4 protein-coding genes are annotated in these 3130 nt (G+C 54.4%); 1 reads left to right on the top strand and 3 read right to left on the bottom strand.

The window, feature by feature from the left end; genetic code table 11:
- On the bottom strand, positions 1–228 hold a 228-nt coding region (locus Pan161_RS01885; RefSeq protein WP_145232474.1), incomplete at its 3' end, for a DUF434 domain-containing protein.
- A 56-nt stretch (positions 229–284) separates the two neighbouring features.
- Complete coding sequence (locus Pan161_RS01890) at positions 285–788, bottom strand: DMP19 family protein (RefSeq protein ID WP_145223914.1); 504 nt, start codon at positions 786–788, stop codon at positions 285–287.
- Positions 789–1267: 479 nt separating this feature from the next.
- Between Pan161_RS01890 and Pan161_RS01895 the strand changes: the two genes are divergently transcribed.
- Entirely contained in the window at positions 1268–2560 is a 1293-nt protein-coding gene (locus Pan161_RS01895; protein ID WP_145223915.1) for a hypothetical protein, read from the top strand.
- Positions 2561–2717: 157 nt separating this feature from the next.
- Here the strand turns inward: Pan161_RS01895 and Pan161_RS01900 are convergent.
- The coding region (locus Pan161_RS01900; RefSeq protein WP_197995651.1) for a DUF5616 domain-containing protein at positions 2718–3130 on the bottom strand (413 nt) is incomplete at its 5' end.

Below are 3130 nucleotides of genomic sequence, written 5' to 3' on the forward strand. Positions count from 1 at the left end.
TCGGCCAGCTTCCACTTCACCGCAGGCACAACGCCCCACAGCGGTTCTCTGCCGCGCATTCAAAGCATACCGGTCCCCCACCAGTTTGAGTGCAGAAACAGGCGCATACCCGCGAGTCAACAGCCAGCTGAAGTCACAGGTCGCCTGCCGCAGTCCCGGCTCGGAAACAGTATCAAACAAACTTTGATCCTGCGGATGCGCACCACGATGTTGACGCTGGTCAGGCATAATATTTCCTCCGGCTCCGTTTAAACACCCGTATAGAAATCCGAAATTATATAGTCTCAATCTAGTGAGATGCCCAGCGCCTGATGAATCTGTGCACTGTAACGCTCAACATAGGACTCGGCACAGGACATCATCTCTGTATAGTCGATTACCGCTTCGATCTCCTGGATTTCGTGTGACGCGGCATCCCATTTGTCACCATGCAGTTCTTGGAAGCTCGTGATCGAAAACTCCTCGAGACCCGACCGATCTGCCTGAATCGCATCATGCGTCATGCCGGCATTGGCAGCTACGATCAGAATTTTTTGGAGCAGGATCGCCTGAGTCTGTGCGCCGATCGTCTGCAATGCAGCAACGGTTTCATGCGCATACTGACCACTGCTATTCCCGAGAAAATTGTTGATCCCATTCATGGAGACCTCTGTTTCAAAGTCGATGATGAGCATCAGAACCGCCGCCGGATCCGACAGGTCATAAATTCTGCAATCTTCGCGCATCTCAGACAGCGGCGGTTCGTAAATCTTAAACGAGAACTCACCAAGCAGGTCTGCTGGTGTCATACTCCATCTCCTTTCCTGCAAGATTTAAAAAAAACGCACGGTAACAGCCGCCCGGATCACAACCTGGTGAATACAACTGCAACCGTGACGCCCCGTCATCAATCTGAAGACTCTGAATCATACTGTTCCCGTCATTCTTGTACGTCACTGTAGTGGCGTGCAAACCTTTCAATCTTCACACACCACTCAGTTTCGGTTCTTTCCAGCCCGCTGGCATGTCGCTGGTTCATCTTGACAGATTTCCGGCTCTGCGGGTAGAGTGCCGCGGCTCTGGTAGTAGACAATTGTGATTAAACAATAGCAACTATACGCCGGACGAAACAGAGCGATCATCCAAGTCCAGTGAGGGCAAGCGGATGCGATCGCTATTGCAGTCAGAAGCACACACAGGCCTGGTGCGGGTCCGCCGGATCTCCCCGATGGGGAACTGAGTGGATCACCTCGAATTGGGACCGCGCAGTCGTGAAAGGAAGCGAAGCATGCGACATTATTTACCTCTCACCTTTTTGATGCTCACCCTGGCCGCTGCCTTTTCCCTGGTCGACGCAGCAGATTCCTCGAACGCAAAACCACCGGCGCATGCCTCTCCCCTCGAATTGAAAACCTGGAAAGCACTCCAGCAACCCATTTCACTGACGATGGAAGAAATGCCTCTGTCCGAAGTGTTAAGAGAAATCTCCCGGCGGAGCGACATTAACCTCTTCCTCGATTCCCTTGGACTGCAGGAGGTCGGCTTAACCCCCAAGACTCCCGTCACCATCGAAGTCAAAGGCATTAAGTCGAAGAGTGTTCTCAACCTGTTGCTGGAACCTCTGGACCTTGCGTATGTTATGAGAGACGAAGTCGTCGTCATCACCAGCCGCACGCGCTCCCTCGGAAAGCCGTACGTCGTCAGCTATCCGGTTGCCGATTTAGCGGTTCCCATCCCCCTCGCCGGTCCGGTGCCTGCTGACGAAACAGCGTCCGCAGCAAAGACGCCCGCAATCGATTTCGAATCGCTCATCGACCTCATACAGTCGACGGTAGACCCCGACAGCTGGGAGACCGTCGGAGGTAACGGCTCAATTCAACCGCATGCGGCCTCGCAGAGTCTCGTCATCCGCCAGACCTCAAAGACGCATCAGCGAATCGAGGACCTGTTTACGGAACTTCGCCGACAGCAGGACTTCCAGATTTCGCTGGAAATGCATTTTCTCGAAAACGTACCAGAGGACTTCTGGGAACAGATCGGCCTCGATCTCGATCTCGACAAGCAGAAAACCGCCCGTCCGCAGCCACAGAACAACGGCCCCCTCGGGGGCATCATCCTCACAGACAAAGAAGTGGCCCTGCTGTTGAACGAGGCACAAAACAACGCCCGGACAAATCTGATCCAGGCGCCCCAGGTCACCCTGCTCAATGCACAGACGGCTGGCGTGACGAACTACACCGCCGGCGGCAAACAGCACCCGCTGCAGCATCCCTGCTATATCCAGCCGGTCATTTCCCCAGACCGCCGTGAAGTCCGCCTCAAACTGCGGATCAGCAATCCCGAATCGTCTGCTGCCGCCATGTGGACCTGCGTGAATACCGTTTCCGATCGCCAGACGATCCTCATCGAAATCGCCCAGCAGAAGACAAAAATCCCCGTCATTGTTAAGACAGCAGACACTGGCGAACTGGTCTACAAGTACACCAGTGTGGAACAGACCCGCAGTTTCCTGTTAATCCGCCCGAAAATCATCGTGCAGGAGGAAGAAGAAAAAGCCCTCTTTTCCGGCCCACAGAAATGAAATCATTCCCTGCCCGCAAATCAGCGGGCGACCGGTGCGTTTGACAGGCACGCCCTGTCAGAACATCAGTTTATCTTGGTAATGATAATTTCTCTGACGGGTGGCTCCGAATGTAATTCGGGGTGAGCGGAGCAAACAGGAAGCCAGCAGAGCAGACTCACAAATTCCAGAGAGAAAGACTGCGCGAAAATAAACTCTGAAAGAATCGTATCATTCCTTCAATCCCTCCCCGCGACAAATCCACAATCCAGGCATCGGGTATCCGCGTCTCGATAGCAACCCGTGCCAGGTTGAACCAGCGTTCGGCCTCGTTGAGAATCTGGCTGTCAGCGGAAGCCACGATCTGGTCGGTTTGACTCAGCACGGGATCGGGGTCAGGTACCAGGTCAATCTCCCAGTTCCAGCCGCGCTGCTCACTGATCTCCCGCAGCATCGTCTTCAATCGCCCACTGTTGGAGACCGGTTGATCCAGCAGCCAGCGACAGGTGGCAACGTTCCATTCCGCCATCAGTTCGCCCAGGATCTGGATCGCCGGGATCGTCTCAGCCACTTTGCGATAACTGCCGTGCA

It is taken from the genome of Gimesia algae (assembly GCF_007746795.1).
GTDB lineage: Bacteria > Planctomycetota > Planctomycetia > Planctomycetales > Planctomycetaceae > Gimesia > Gimesia algae.

Bases quoted from the DNA above. Each gene is read 5' to 3' on its own strand.
- Pan161_RS01890 (WP_145223914.1), bottom strand. From the start codon at position 788: ATGACACCAGCAGACCTGCTTGGTGAGTTCTCGTTTAAGATTTACGAA.
- Pan161_RS01895 (WP_145223915.1), top strand. From the start codon at position 1,268: ATGCGACATTATTTACCTCTCACCTTTTTGATGCTCACCCTGGCCGCT.